Raw genomic sequence first — 13500 nt, 5'->3', positions numbered from 1 at the left:
GCCGAAGACTGTTCGAACTGAATGCTATCGTAGACATAACGATCGTAACTCTCACGATAGATGGAGTGGCGAATGAGGATTCTGGCTCTCGGAGGCCCCGGAGCGATGGGCGCCGTGGCGGTACGCGTGGCCGCCGGACTCACCGGCGTCACCGAGATCGTCGTGGCCGACCGGAACCCGGAGGCGGCCCGGACGCTGGTGCGCCGGCTCGACGAGGGCGGCACGGGTGGCGCGCCGATGCGGGCGCTGACGGTGGACGTCACCGACGGCCGCGCCCTGCACGCCGCCCTGGAGGGCGCGGACGCCGTCCTCAACACCGTCGGCCCGTACTACCGCTTCGGCCTGACCGTGCTGCGGGCCGCGATCGCGACCGGCACCCACTACCTGGACATCTGCGACGACTGGGAGCCGACCCTGCGGATGCTCGACCTGGACGAGGAGGCCCGGGCCGCCGGGATCCGTGCCGTGGTGGGCATGGGCGCCAGCCCCGGTGTCAGCAATCTGCTGGCCACACGTGCCGTCCGGCACCTGGACCAGGTCCAGGACCTGTACACCGCCTGGCCCGTCGACGTCTCCGGCAGCGGTGGGGACGACGAGCAGCTCAGCGACCCCGACGGGCGCCCCAGCGCGGCCGCCGTGCACTGGATGGAGCAGATCAGCGGGAAGGTCGCGATGGTCAGCGGCGGACGGCTCGTCCACCGGCGGCCGCTCCAGCCGGTCGCGCTCTCCGTGTCCGCCGGACGCACCGGCACGGCCTACACCGTCGGCCACCCCGAGCCGGTCACCCTGCACCGCAGCTTCCGACCGGCCGGCGAGGCCGCCAACCTCATGGTCGTCACCCCCGGCACACTCGCCTACCTCGATGTCCTGCGCCGCGACATCGACGCCGGAAGACTCACCAACGAGACCGCGGCGGCCGCACTCGCCAAGCCCACGGTGGGCCGCGCGCTGCGGGCCACCGCGGGTGCCATGACCCGCAAGGGACCCGGGTCACTGCCACCGTTCTTCGCCGCCGCCACGGGCACCCGCGACGGCCGCCGCGTCACCGTCCTGGCCCGGCTCGCCGACACGCCCGGCGCCTCGGCGCTGATCGACGACATGGCGGAGGCGACCGGCCTGCCCCTGGCGCTGGGGCTCGCGCAACTGCTGGACGGCACCGGTGGCCGCCCCGGCGTCCACCCGCCGGAGACGGCCATCGACGCCGACCGCTTCTTCCTCGACCTGGCACGCCACGTGCCCGACCTTCCCGGCGACGACGGCCCCCGCGACGGCGTGGTCATCGACGTGACCCCGGCCCCGTGAACCGCGACCCAGGAGACAGAACATGCCGCCAGAGACGGCCACCACACCCCCCACCGACGTCATCGACGTCGCGGGACGCACCGTCCGCTACGCCGCGACGGGCAGCGGCCCCCCGGTGCTCCTGCTGCACGGTCTGGACCGCAGCCTGGCGGACTGGGCACCGCTCCAGGCGGCCCTGCCCGGCCACCGGCTCATCGCGATCGACGTCCCGGGGTTCGGCCGGTCCCAGCCCCTGCCGGACTGCCGGCTCCCCTCGCTGGCCGGGCACGTCGAGCGGGCACTCGACCGACTCGGCCTCACCTCCGCCGTCCACGTGGTCGGCAACTCCCTCGGCGGTGCCATCGCGATGCGGCTCGCCGTCCAGGCCCCCGCGCGCGTGTCCTCGCTGGCACTGCTCAACAGCGCCGGGTTCGGCCGCGAGGTCACCTGGGCGCTGCGGGTCCTCGACCCGCCGCTGCTCTGGCGGTTTCTCCTGCGCCCCACCGAGGGGAACGCACAGTTCGCGGAGCGTTCCCTCTTCCACGATCCGGCCTTCGCGACCCCCGAACGGACAGCCGCCGCACTCGCCCTCGCCCGCCGCGAAGGAGCCGCCCGCACGCTGCGGCAAGTGGCCCGCGAGCTCGGTTCCTGGCGCGGCGTACGTCCCGGCTGGCGGACGGAGCTGCTGACGGAGGTCTCGGCGCTCGACATCCCGACGCTGGTCGTCTGGGGGACCCACGACCGCATCCTCCCCGCCCGCCATCTCGTCAACGCCGCGTCCGCGCTGCCCCGGGCACGTACCCACCTCTTCCCGCGGACCGGTCACCTGCCGCAGATCGAGCGCGCCGAGGAGACGGCCGGCCTGCTCGGCTCGTTCTGGAACGACCTGTGAAGCGCGCCGCGCGAGGGCTCGGCGGCGGGTGCGACGCGCGGGTCCCGGCCCCGGACCGCCCGGCACCCGCCTACCGGTAGGCCACGTGGCCGCCCCGGTCCGGATCGGGGCGGCCATGACGGCCGACCTCGCCCCGCGCCCCCGACGGGCGGCAGGCACTACATTGGAGCGGAGAGGGGCGCCGATCCCGAACGGGGTGGCCGATGCACTCGATCACCGACTGGCTGAGCGGCCTGTCCGGCCCGGTCGTGTGCGTGGTCGTCGCGGCCCTCGTGTTCGCCGAGGACGCCCTGTTCTTCAGCTTCTTCCTCCCCGGCGAGACCGCCGCCGTCCTCGGCGGGTTCCTCGCCCACCAGGGCAGGGCCCCGGTCGGCTGGCTCGTCCTGGCCGTGGTCTGCGCGGCCGTCCTCGGCGACACCGCCGGCTACGAGATCGGCCGCCACCTCGGCCCGAGGATCCTCGACACCCGCCCGATGCGGCGCCACGCCAACCGGGTCGACCAGGCGCAGGAGATGATCCGCCGACGCGGGCCGGCCGCCGTCTTCTTCGGCCGGTTCGTCGCCTTCTTCCGCGCCATGGTGCCCACCCTGGCCGGCATGTCCCGGATGCCCTACCGCCGCTTCGTCCTGTTCAACGCCCTCGGCGGGCTCCTCTGGGGCGTCGGGTTCACCCTGCTCGGCTACTTCGCCGGAGCCGCCTACGCCCGGGTCGAGGGCACCGTCGGCCGGGTCCTCGCCCTGGTGATCGGCGCGTTCGTCGTCGTCTCCCTCGCCGTCTGGTGGTTCCTGCGCCGACGCGGGTCCGGGGAGGGCGACCGCACGCCGGCCCGGGCCCAACGGGACGGAGAGCAGCGGGACGGAGAGCGGCGGGCGGAAGAGCAGCGGGACAGCGGGCAGCGGGGCGGACGGCCCTGACGCCGCCACCCCCTCACCGGCGCCCGCCGCCGCTTCCGGTCACCAGCGGCCGTGCACCTGCGCCCGGATCCGCCGGTCGTACAGCTCGCGCACGGCGGCCAGGGTGGCCGGCGGGAGCGGCGCCGAGTCGGCGGCCGCCGCGTTGGCCCGGGCCTGCGCCACGTTGCGCGCCCCGGGAATCACCGTCGTCACCCCCGGCTGCTGGGTGACCCAGCGCAGCGCCGCCTGCGCCGAGCTCACCCCCTCCGGCGCGAACGCGGCGAACTCCGCCGCCGCCTCGACGCCCGTCGCGAAGTCCACCCCGGAGAAGGTCTCCCCCTGGTCGAAGGACTCGCCGTGCCGGTTGTACGTGCGGTGGTCGTCCGCCCCGAAGACGGTGTGCTCGTCGTACCGGCCGGACAGCAGCCCCGAGGCCAGCGGCACCCGGGCGAGGATGCCCACCCCGGCCGCTTCGGCGGCGGGCAGCACCTGCTCCAACGGCTTGAGCCGGAACGCGTTCAGGATGATCTGCACGCTCGCGACGTTCGGGCGCGCGATCGCGGTCAGCGCCTCCGCACAGGTCTCCACGCTCACCCCGTACGAGGCGATCCGCTCCTCTGCCACCAGGGTGTCCAGGGCGTCGAACACCTCGTCCGTGGAGTAGACCGGCGTCGGCGGGCAGTGCAGCTGCACCAGGTCGAGCCGGTCCACCCCCAGGTTGTCCCGCGAACGGTCGGCCCAGGCACGGAAGTTGGCGAGGTTGTAGTGCTCGGGCCGCTGCTCGACCCGGCGGCCGAACTTGGTGGCGACGAACACCCCGGCGTCCGGGCGGTCCTTCAGGAAGCGGCCGATCAGCCGCTCGCTGCGGCCGTCGCCGTAGACGTCGGCGGTGTCGAAGAGGGTGACGCCGGCCTCCACCGAGGCCTCCAGCACGGCGAGGGCGTCCTCCTCCCGGACATCCCCCCAGTCCGCACCGAGCTGCCAGGTGCCGAGTCCGACGATCGAGACGGGGCGGCCGGTCCGGCCGAGTACGCGCTGTTCCATGGGGGCGAGCCTCTCACGCGGCGCCCCCACCGCACCACGCCGCACAGTGGGCACACCGTCGTACCGCGTCGCACCGCCGACGGCTCCGGACGTCCGGGTGGAAAGCTGGGGACACCGACGTCGGCACCACCTGCGAGGCCCACCCGTGACCGTATCGATCGCCCTGTTCACCCAGGACCTGCGGCTGCACGACAACCCCGTGCTGCACGCCGCCCGCGCCGCGGCCGACCGGGTCGTCCCGCTGTTCGTCCTGGACCCCGCCGTCGAGGGCGCCGGGTTCGCCGCGCCCAACCGGCTGGCCTTCCTGGCCGACTGCCTCGCCGACCTGGACGCCTCGCTGCGCCGGATCGGCTCCCGGCTGGTCGTGCGCCGCGGCGAGCCCGCCGAGCAGACGGCCAGGGTCGCCGCCGAGGCCGGTGCCGCCACCGTCCACGTCGCCGCGGGCGTCAGCGCCTTCGCGCACCGGCGGGAGGCCCGGCTGCGCGAGGTGTTCGGCGACCGCCTGCACGTCCACGACGCCTCGCTGACGGTCGTCCCGGCGGGCCGGATCACCCCGGCCGGCCGCGACCACTACGCGGTCTTCACCCCGTACCACCGCGCCTGGCAGCGGACGCCCCGCCGCACGGTGCTGGGCGCGCCCCGGACGCTCGACACCCCGGACGGCATCGGCGGCGACAGCCTCCCACCCTCCGCACCGCTCTCGCCCGCGCTGCCGCCCGGCGGCGAGACCGCGGCCAGGCGGCGGTGGCGGCGCTGGGACGTCGACGCGTACGCGCGGGTGCACGACGACCTCGCCGCCGACGCCACCTCCCGGCTCTCCCCGTACCTGCACTTCGGCTGCCTGTCCGCCACCGAACTCGTCGAGCGCGCCCTGCGGCACGACGGCGAGGGCGCGCAGGCCTTCGTCCGGCAGCTCGCCTGGCGCGACTTCCACCACCAGGTCCTCGCCGCCCGCCCCGACGCCGCCCACCGCGACTACCGGGCCAGGGACGACCACTGGCACCGGGACGAGCGCGAGGCCGAGGCCTGGCGGCAGGGCCGCACCGGCTACCCGATCGTCGACGCCGGGATGCGCCAGCTCGCCGAGGAGGGCTGGATGCACAACCGCGCCCGCCTGCTGACGGCAAGCTTCCTCGCCAAGTCCCTGTACCTGGACTGGCGGATCGGGGCCGCCCACTTCCTGTCGCTGCTGGTCGACGGGGACGTGGCCGACAACCAGCTCAACTGGCAGTGGGTCGCCGGCACCGGCACCGACACCCGCCCCAACCGGGTCCTCAACCCGCTGCGCCAGGCCGACCGCTACGACCCGGACGGCGCGTACGTCCGCCGCTGGGTCCCCGAGCTCGCCCACCTGCCCGGCCCGGCCGTGCACCGCCCCTGGCTGCACGGCGCCGACTACCCGGCGCCGCTCGTCGCCCCGGACGCCCTCACCGAGCGGTTCCGCCGGGGGCGGGGCCTGGACTGAGTTTCATAGCCCGGACCGAGCGCGAGGGCCTGGGCTGAGCCAGGAGGCGGACGGGCGCACGGTACCCCGGTACTACGGCCCCGGCGATGATCGGCCCCGGGTACCACGGATCGCCGCGCCGTCGAACCTAGCGTGGAAGGTACCGGCGGCCGGGACGACCCGGCCCACGAACGTTGAGGGTGAGCGATGATCGAGGCGCACCAGCTGACGAAGCGGTACGGGGAGAAGACCGCCGTCGATCGGCTGGACTTCACGGTCCGGCCGGGTACGGTCACCGGCTTCCTCGGGCCCAACGGGGCGGGCAAGTCCACCACCATGCGGATGATCGTCGGACTGGACGCGCCGACCGGCGGCTCGGTGCGCGTCAACGGCCGCCGCTACGCCGAGCACGCCGCTCCGCTCCAGGAGGTCGGCGCGCTGCTGGAGGCCAGGTCGATCCACCCCGGCCGCTCGGCGTTCAACCACCTGATGGCGCAGGCCCACACCCATGGCATCCCGCGCCGCCGGGTCGACGAGGTGATCGAGCTGACCGGCCTGCGGTCGGTGGCGCGCAAGCGGGCCGGGGCGTTCTCGCTCGGCATGGGCCAGCGGCTGGGGATCGCCGCCGCCCTGCTGGGCGACCCGGCGACGGTGATGCTCGACGAGCCGGTCAACGGGCTCGACCCCGAGGGCGTCCTGTGGATCCGCAACCTCCTCACCTCGCTCGCCGCCGAGGGCCGCACCGTCTTCGTCTCCTCCCACCTGATGAGCGAGGTCGCCCTCGTCGCCGACCACCTGATCATCGTCGGACGGGGCCGGCTGCTGGCCGACACCACCGTCCAGGACCTGGTCCGCGAGGCCGGCGGCGACGCCGTCACGGTGGCCAGCGCCGACCCGGCCCGGCTGCGCACCCTGCTCGCCGGCCCCGGCGTGGAGATCTCCGGCCGCTCCGGCTCCGAGGAACTCCTCGTCACCGGCCGCACCGCCCGCGAGATCGGCCTGACCGCCGCCTCGCACGGCATCGCCCTGTTCGAACTCGCCACCCGCACGGTCTCCCTGGAGCAGGCGTTCATGGACCTGACCCGGGACGCCGTCGAGTACCACGGCACCACCACCACTGCCACTGTCGAGACCCCGAGGAGCGCGGCATGAGCACCCTCGCACCGAGCCAGACCGCCACGCCCGCCGGCCCCGGGCCCGAGCGCCCCGTCTACAAGGTCACCGCCGCGCGCGTGCTGCGCTCGGAGTGGGCCAAGCTGTGGTCCCTGCGCTCCACCTGGATCACCCTCGGCCTGGCCCTGCTGTTCCTGGTCGCGTTCGGCCTGATCGCCGCCGTCCAGTTCAAGTCCAGGCTCGACTCCGGGCGGCACCTGGACCGGGACTTCTCCGACGCCACCGCCCTGAGCCTGTCCCTGTTCGGCACCAACTTCGCCCAGCTCGCGCTCGGCGTCCTCGGCGTGCTGATCGCCGCCGGCGAGTACTCGACCGGCATGATCCGCTCCACCCTCGCCGCCGTGCCGCGCCGCCTGCCGGTCCTCTGGTCCAAGGCGGCCGTGTACGGGGTGATCGCCCTGCTGCTCGGCACCGTCGGCGTGTTCGTCGCCTTCCTCACCGACAGCGGCATCCTGTCCGGCACCCGCGTGGCGATGGACCTCTCCAGCGCCGGCGCCGTCTGCGGACTGCTCGGCGCGGGCCTCTACCTCGCCCTCGTCGGCGTGATCGGCGTCGCCCTGGGCGCGCTGCTGCGCTCCGTGGCCGGCGGCATCTCCGTCCTGGTGGCCACCCTGATGCTGGTCCCCGGCCTCGTCTCGCTGCTCCCCACGTCCTGGCAGAGCCACATCAGCCCGTACCTGCCCAGCCACGCGGGCGAGGCGATGTTCGCCCTGCACCACGACTCGACCACCCTGTCGCCCGCCGCCGGGCTGGCGGTCTTCCTCCTGTGGACGGTGCTCGCCCTGGCCGGCGCAGCGGTGCGACTCGTGCGCAGCGACGTCTGAGAGACTCCGGTGCGGCACCCGGTCCTCCGGGTGCCGCAGCCCCGCCCCTCCCTCGTACGACAGGTGACGACCGTGAGCCACCTCGACACCCGGGGACCGGTCCCGTCCGCGCCGCCGCCCGTGCCCGACCCGCTCCCCTCCCACCCGGCCTTCGCGCGCCTGGCCCGCCTGGGCCAGCGGGTCCGGCAGGCCGACCGCGCCCACCCGTGGGTCCTGGACACCGCCGTGGTCGTCATGGTCCTCCTGATGTTCGGCCTGCCGGACCTCCTCCACGGCGACGTCGACCACGCGCGCGAGCACCGGATCCACTTCACCCGGCTGCCCCTGGCCGCGACCCTCGCCCTCCAGGCGGGCCTCGTCCTGCCCCTGCTGTGGCGCCGGCGGCGCCCGACGGCGGCGTTCGCGGCCATCATGACCGTCTTCGTCGTCCAGTGGTCCACCGGCGCGGCACTGCGGGCCGACGCCGCCCTGCTCGTCGCCCTCTACAGCCTGGCCCTGCACGGGAGTCTGCGGCACCTGGCCTGGGCGTGCGCGGCCATGGCCGCGGCGAGCACCCTGGTCGCCGCGGAGGTGTCCTCCGGGCTGCCCGTCGGCGACGCGCTGTTCTTCCTATTCAGCGCCGCGACGGCGGCCGTCGCCCTCGGCATCGCGGTGCGGATCCGCCGCGCCCAGCTCGCCGGGCTGCGGGAACGCGCGGCCCGGCTGGAGATCGAGCGCGACCAGCGCAGCCGGCTGGCCGCCGTCACCGAGCGCACCAGGGTCGCCCGCGAGATGCACGACATCATCGGCCACAACCTGTCCGTCATCGTCACCCTCGCCGACGGCGGCGCCTACGCGGCCGAGGCCTCCCCCGAGCGCGGACGCGAGGCGCTGCTGCTGATCGGCGACACCAGCCGCCAGGCGCTCGGCGAGCTGCGGCGGATGCTCGGCGTCCTGCGCGACCAGGGCGAGGACGCCGAACTCACCCCGCAGCCGGGCATCGCCGACGTCGACGGGCTGTGCGCCCGCATCCGCGCGGCCGGCCCCCAGGTGGTGTACACGGCCGCCGGGGACCTCGACGCCCTCGACCGCGGTGTCCAGCTGATGGCCTACCGCATCGTCCAGGAGTCGCTCACCAACTCCCTGAAGCACGCCGGCCCCGGCACCCGGGCCCACGTCACGCTCACCTCCGGGGACGACCGGCTGCGGGTGCGCGTACGGGACAGCGGCCCGCCCGACGGCCCCCCGCCGTCCGCCCCCGGCCGGCCGCCCCGCGAGGGCCACGGCCTCGCCGGCATACGGGAACGCGCGGCCCTGTACGGCGGCACCGTCACGGCGGGCCCCGGGCCCGGGGCAGGATGGACCGTGGAGGCCGTACTCGACCTCACCCCCGACCCGACAGGCGGCCCCGCGTGACCACCCTCCTCATCGTGGACGACCAGCCCTTGCAGCGGTACGGCTTCCGCATGCTGCTGGAGAGCCAACCCGACACCGAGGTCGTCGGCGAGGCCGCCCACGGCGCCGAGGCCGTCCGGCTCACCGCCGACCTGCGACCCGACGTCGTCCTGATGGACATCCGCATGCCCGGCATGGACGGCATCGAGGCCACCCGCCGGATCGTCGCCACCGGCGGCCGCTCCCGCGTCCTCGTGCTGACCACCTTCGACCTCGACGAGTACGCCCACTCCGCGCTGCGGGCCGGCGCCAGCGGCTTCCTCCTCAAGGACGCCCGCCCCGAGGAGCTGCTCTCCGGGATCCGCGCCGTCGCGGTAGGCGACGCCGTCGTCGCCCCCGCCATCACCCGGCGCCTCCTCGACGCCTACGCCCACCACCTGCCGACCCGGCCGCCGGGCGCCGCCCCCGTCGAGGACAGCCGCCTGAACGCCCTCACCGACCGCGAGCGCGAGATCCTCGTCGCCGTCGCCCAGGGCTGGAGCAACAACGAGATCGCGAGCCGCCTCGTGCTCGCCGAGTCGACCGTCAAGACCCACGTCAGCCGCGTGATGGCCAAGATCGGCGCCCGCGACCGCGTCCAGGCCGTGATCTTCGCCTACGACCGCGGCCTCACCCGCCCCAACCCGCCCGTCTGACGGCCGCCCGCCGCCCGCCGCGCGCTGTCTTCCAGCGCGCCCCTACGGCCCCTACGGCCCCTTCGGCCCCTCAGCCCCGATCGGCGAGGATCCCCGAGAGCACGCGGCGCGCGGCGCGGGCGTCAGCGCCGTCCTCGCCCAGGCTGTTGGCGCACGAGACGAGCGTCTTCCACAGCGCCCAGCCGCGTCCGCGCGCCCACGTCGCGTCGTCGACGCCCAGCCGCTTCCGGAACAGGTCGCGGCCGTCGGCCGAGAGCAGGGTCCACGCGATCGCGAGGTCGCAAGCCGGGTCCCCCACGCCACACGTACCGAAGTCGATGACGGCGGCGAGCCGTCCGTCCTCGAGGAGCAGGTTTCCCTTGGCGAGGTCGCCGTGGAACCAGACGTCGGCCCCGTCCCACCGCGCCGCGAGCGCCTGGGTCCACAGCTCGTGTGCCGACGCGACGTCGACGTGGCCGCGCAGCCCGTCCAGCGCACCGAGCGCCTGCGCCTCGTACGTCCGCAGCGTCGCGCCACGGAACCAGTTGTGCTTGCCGGGCTGCGGCCCTTCCGAGGCATCGACGCCCCGCAACGCGGCGACGAAGTCGGCCAGGCTCCCGGCGAAGCCGATCGGATCGACGACCGACTCGAACGTCGCGGGCGTGCCGTCGATCCACCCGTAGACCGACCACGCGAACGGGAAGGCCGCACCAGGACTCCCCTTCGCCAGCGGCACCGGGATCGGCAACGGGAGAGCCGGTGCCAGCTCGGGCAGCCAACGGTGCTCCTTCTCCACGGCCAGGGCGTACTCCTCCGCGCTGGGCAGGCGGAGCACCATGTCCTCGCCCAGGTGGAAGGTCCGGTTGTCCCAACCGCCGTTCTCCACAGCCGTCACAGGCAGTGCGGCCCACTGCGGGAACTGCTCGGCCACGAGCCGCCCCGCCTGTTCGGCACTGACGGTGACCCGCCGGGGCATCGGCCCGAGATCCGGAACATCGTTCAACAGGTACCCCCTTGGCAGGCTCTGGTGTGAACGGACGGACGCTTGCTCCACGCGAGTAGAACCCACCCGACACAGCTTCGACAACCCCTCAGGACACCGTCTCCGGCTCGGGCATCACCACCGCCCGGCCCGCCAACACCGTTGTGTGCCCCGGGAGCGATGGCACTCCTTCAGTTCGATCCCACGGGGTTCAGTCCCAGTCGGTGAACTCGTGCGTCCGACGGCGGTACGGCCCCGGGAGGGCGGCGAGGCGGTTCGGCGGCCACATGTCGGCGTTCTCGCTGAGGGCCAGCACGCCGTCCTGGCGCACCAGCCAGACGTCCTCGTAGTCGAGGTGCAGGACCGCGTCGCCGGGCACCCGCGCGAGGAGGCCGTCGGTCAGGCGGGCCATGTCGTCCTGCTGGCCGGGGATGTCGGTGTGCTTGCCCAGCCGGAACGCTACCGAGACGGTCGGGGTGAAGACGCGGCCGCCGATCCGCGGGTCCCCCCAGGGAGTGGGCCTGCAAGGGGTCACCCGGATCCAGGTGCCGTGCTCGGTGAGCGCGCCGTCTCCGAGCAGGGTGTCGACGCTTGCGGTGGCGTCGAAGAGCCCCATCGGCCGGGCGGCGTCGGTGAGGCTCCGGGCGACCTCGGCCGTGGTCCACGTGGTCACCAGGTCGAGGCTGTAGGAGATCGCCATCTCCGTCCCTCCCTCTTTCTACGGGCTGAGGGAGACCACCTTGCCGCACATGTCGATCACCGTGATGGTCGCGCCCGCCCCGGACACAGGACAGCGGTGTGACGTGGTGATGCCCCGGCGGGCATCACCACGTCACGTCCTCGCTGTCAGGCGAGCTTCTGGCAGAGCAGCGCGTAGGGCCGGGCCGCCCAGAGCTGCCACCAGGGCTGGGTGTAGGCCAGGCCCGCGGCGACCTCGTCGTTGGCGCACTGGCCCTTGGCGAAGCCGTAGGAGAAGTCGCCGCCGGCGGCCGCGGTGGGGCGGTTGTCGCCCTTGTCGAACCAGAGCGTGCGGGTCGCTGTCCCCAGCGGGGCTGCGGACTTGGCGCAGAGCGCGCCCATGGTGCGGCCGTCGCGGCTGTAGCCGGTGAGGACGGAGCCGGCCGGGCACTGGGCCTTGGCGTAGCCGGGTGCCCAGTCGGTGGTCACGTAGGTGCCGCCGTGGTCGACGACGTACGCGTGGCCGGCGTCCCAGAGGTCCGGCTTCGTGACGTCCGTGCACAGGCCGTTGTCGCCGCCGTGGCTGAGGCCGATCAGCCGGGTGCCGTCCGGGCAGGAGGCCTTGAGCGCGCGCGGGTCCCAGTCCGGCCGGGTCTTGAGGTAGGCGGAGCGGTTGTCGTCGAACAGGCCGGCGCTGAGCGCGGTCCAGTTCACCAGGGGCACCGGGGACTGTCCGGCGCCCACCGAGACGAGCGGCCATTCGCGGTGGAAGGCGAGGAAGGGCAGGTCGGCCTCGAGGATCGGGGTGCCGAGGATGGCGAGCCGGGCCATCAGCGCCCCGTTGATGTCGAGTCCGCCGTAGAGGGCGGCCGTGCCGTTGACGGTCGGCGTGGTGCTGGTGCCGTCGAGGACGACGGAGCCGTTGACGGCGGCCCGCAGGTACGGCTCGATGGAGGCCTTCACGCCGACCGTGTCGTACAGGGCGATCGAGCCTTCGGCGAGCAGGCCGGCCTTCGCCGAGGCGGAGCCCCTCAGGTCGAGGCGCAGCGGGGAGACGGTGGAGTTCCCGGGGTCGGTGGTGGTGGTCCAGCCCGGGCCCTTGACGTAGTCGGAGTGGACGCCCCACTGGCCGTCGTAGGCCTGCTCGGCGTCGAGGGTGACGGTGCCGTCGGCGCTGACGTCGGCGGAGAGGGTGAAGGCCAGGTTGATCACGACGGGCAGCGGGCCCACCATCACCACGGGGCTGGCGCTGTACGTGGCCAGCGGGATCCGGACCGGCCCGGTGCTCGCGGTGAGGTTCGCGCTGACCCGCCAGTCCGCGTGCGCGCCCAGGGTGAAGCCGACCCGGGCCTGCTGGGGGTCGATGAGGCCGAGGCCGCCCTGGTAGGAGAAGTCGATCGCCGGGTGGAGCGAGACCGAGCCGGACAGCTTCGCCGAACTGCCGTCGGGCAGCGGGACGGTGGCGTCGGCGCTCAGCCCCAGGCTGCCGGAGACCGAGCCCTGGCCGGAGGTCGCTCCGAAGTCGGTGACGACCTTGACGCCGCCGATCTGCGGGTGGACCTCGAAGCTGCTCGGGCTGACGGCGCTGCGCAGGTTGGTGCTGGTGCCGCCGAGCAGTTCGGGGAGGGTGGCCGGGCGGGTGGTGACGGCCACCTTCCCGTCGGCGGTCGACTGCACACCGGTGACGGCGACCAGCGCGCCGTGCGGGGCCGCCGGGGTGGGCGGGCTGTCGATCAGCTGTCCGGGCTGGACGGCGGACGCGGCGTCAGCGGCCGTGGCCTGGGCGGACAGCGACTGCGGACCGGCGGTGGCCGGTGCGAGCACGGCGGTGCCGCTGCCCGGGTCGAAGGAGGAGAGCGCGAGGACGGGAGCGGTGGTGGCGGTCGCCGGCGCGCTGCCCTGCGCCGGGGCCGCCACCGTGGCCGCGGCCGTGCCGGACGTCGGGGGCGCCAGCGTCGCCGACGTGCTCGGGTCGGCGGACGAGGCGGACGGGTCGGTGGGCGCGGTCGGCGCGGTGGTCGAGGGCGCGGTCGTCGAGGTGGTCACGGTGGTGCTCGCGGCGGCCGGTGAGGCCGCCGCCCCGGTGAGGGCGGCGCCGCAGAGGAGGAGCACGGTGGTTGTCGCCGCGGCTGACAGCGTCAGCTTGCGCACGGTCACGTGGAGGGTCCCTTCGGGGTCAACGGTGCTGAGGCAGTGGTGACTTGTGGCGGGACGCACAGCTCGGAGTCGTCGCACAGACTC

At 74.4% G+C, this 13500-nt stretch carries 12 protein-coding genes; 8 read left to right on the top strand and 4 right to left on the bottom strand.

What is annotated here, in order from left to right; genetic code table 11:
- Window positions 1-72 precede the first annotated feature (72 nt).
- The 3 genes from ACFVXH_RS19220 (at window position 73) to ACFVXH_RS19210 (ending at window position 3087) form a co-directional block, all read left to right on the top strand.
- Window positions 73-1302: a saccharopine dehydrogenase family protein gene (locus ACFVXH_RS19220; RefSeq protein ID WP_387825274.1), complete on the top strand. Its 1230-nt coding sequence runs from the start codon at window positions 73-75 to the stop codon at window positions 1300-1302.
- 22 nt (window positions 1303-1324) lie between these two features.
- A complete protein-coding gene (locus ACFVXH_RS19215) occupies window positions 1325-2173 on the top strand; it encodes an alpha/beta fold hydrolase (protein WP_387825271.1) in 849 nt (282 codons plus the stop codon).
- Window positions 2174-2376: 203 nt separating this feature from the next.
- Window positions 2377-3087, top strand: coding sequence for a DedA family protein (locus tag ACFVXH_RS19210; RefSeq protein WP_387825268.1), 711 nt, complete (start codon window positions 2377-2379; stop codon window positions 3085-3087).
- Window positions 3088-3126: 39 nt separating this feature from the next.
- Here ACFVXH_RS19210 and ACFVXH_RS19205 read toward each other — a convergent pair whose 3' ends face one another.
- Window positions 3127-4110 (bottom strand): aldo/keto reductase, encoded by a 984-nt coding sequence (locus tag ACFVXH_RS19205; RefSeq protein WP_387825265.1) that lies wholly within the window; start codon window positions 4108-4110, stop codon window positions 3127-3129.
- A 145-nt stretch (window positions 4111-4255) separates the two neighbouring features.
- On the opposite strand from ACFVXH_RS19205, the gene ACFVXH_RS19200 reads away from it, so the two are divergent.
- The 5 genes from ACFVXH_RS19200 to ACFVXH_RS19180 all read left to right on the top strand — a co-directional run bounded on the left by ACFVXH_RS19200 (window position 4256) and on the right by ACFVXH_RS19180 (window position 9620).
- Window positions 4256-5575 (top strand): cryptochrome/photolyase family protein, encoded by a 1320-nt coding sequence (locus ACFVXH_RS19200; RefSeq protein ID WP_387825262.1) that lies wholly within the window; start codon window positions 4256-4258, stop codon window positions 5573-5575.
- Between the two features lie 186 nt (window positions 5576-5761).
- Entirely contained in the window at window positions 5762-6706 is a 945-nt protein-coding gene (locus ACFVXH_RS19195) for an ABC transporter ATP-binding protein (RefSeq protein WP_049649773.1), read from the top strand.
- Window positions 6703-7551 (top strand): ABC transporter permease, encoded by an 849-nt coding sequence (locus ACFVXH_RS19190; RefSeq protein ID WP_387825259.1) that lies wholly within the window; start codon window positions 6703-6705, stop codon window positions 7549-7551. Before ACFVXH_RS19195 ends, ACFVXH_RS19190 begins: the two co-directional genes overlap by 4 nt.
- A 120-nt stretch (window positions 7552-7671) precedes the next feature.
- Window positions 7672-8946 (top strand): sensor histidine kinase, encoded by a 1275-nt coding sequence (locus ACFVXH_RS19185; RefSeq protein ID WP_387825645.1) that lies wholly within the window; start codon window positions 7672-7674, stop codon window positions 8944-8946.
- Window positions 8943-9620 (top strand): response regulator transcription factor, encoded by a 678-nt coding sequence (locus ACFVXH_RS19180; RefSeq protein ID WP_049649771.1) that lies wholly within the window; start codon window positions 8943-8945, stop codon window positions 9618-9620. The genes ACFVXH_RS19185 and ACFVXH_RS19180 overlap by 4 nt, the downstream gene beginning before the upstream one ends.
- A gap of 70 nt (window positions 9621-9690) precedes the next feature.
- On the opposite strand, the gene ACFVXH_RS19175 is transcribed toward ACFVXH_RS19180, so the two are convergent.
- The 3 genes from ACFVXH_RS19175 to ACFVXH_RS19165 form a co-directional block, all read right to left on the bottom strand.
- On the bottom strand, window positions 9691-10602 hold the full coding sequence (locus ACFVXH_RS19175) for an aminoglycoside phosphotransferase family protein (protein WP_387825255.1): 912 nt from the start codon (window positions 10600-10602) through the stop codon (window positions 9691-9693).
- A gap of 190 nt (window positions 10603-10792) precedes the next feature.
- Window positions 10793-11281 (bottom strand): SitI3 family protein, encoded by a 489-nt coding sequence (locus ACFVXH_RS19170; protein ID WP_387825252.1) that lies wholly within the window; start codon window positions 11279-11281, stop codon window positions 10793-10795.
- Window positions 11282-11427: 146 nt separating this feature from the next.
- Window positions 11428-13416 (bottom strand): hypothetical protein, encoded by a 1989-nt coding sequence (locus ACFVXH_RS19165; protein WP_387825249.1) that lies wholly within the window; start codon window positions 13414-13416, stop codon window positions 11428-11430.
- Window positions 13417-13500 lie beyond the last annotated feature (84 nt).

The organism is Kitasatospora sp. NPDC058184 (genome assembly GCF_042883725.1).
GTDB lineage: Bacteria > Actinomycetota > Actinomycetes > Streptomycetales > Streptomycetaceae > Kitasatospora.
Note: the sequence above shows the minus strand (reverse complement) of the source record. Positions and strands in the feature narration are given on the sequence as shown.